The following is a 395-nucleotide window of genomic DNA, read 5'->3' on the forward strand; positions in this document are numbered from 1 at the left end:
TGACGTGATGAAGCAGCAAGTGGACGCGTCCGATATCTGGGCGCAGCCCGAGCACGGCCAGTTCCCGTCCATGCGCTTCGCGCCCGACCCGGCGGACGTGGCCCGTGCCGCGCAGCGCCTGATCGGCGCGCGCGCGCCGGTGATCATCTGCGGCGGCGGCGTGGTCATCGCCGGCGCCAGCGGCGCCTTGCAGGCCTTGGCGGAAACGCTGAAAGCGGCCGTTTGCGTGACGGTCAGCGGGCAGGGCAGCCTGGCGGACACGCATCCGCTGAATGCCGGCGTGGTGGGCTCCAACGGCGGCGTGATGGCCACGCGCGACGTGGTGGCCGCTGCCGACGTGGTGCTGTTCGTGGGCTGCCGTGCCGGCTCGACCTCGACCGAGCATTGGCGCTTCC

Annotated in this window: 1 pseudogene; it reads left to right on the plus strand. The window is 72.2% G+C overall.

The features are described 5' to 3' along the window. Positions 1 to 395: pseudogene (locus C1I97_RS39005) on the plus strand (hypothetical protein); the annotation flags it as partial.

Source organism: Streptomyces sp. NTH33 (assembly GCF_003236365.1).
GTDB lineage: Bacteria > Actinomycetota > Actinomycetes > Streptomycetales > Streptomycetaceae > Streptomyces.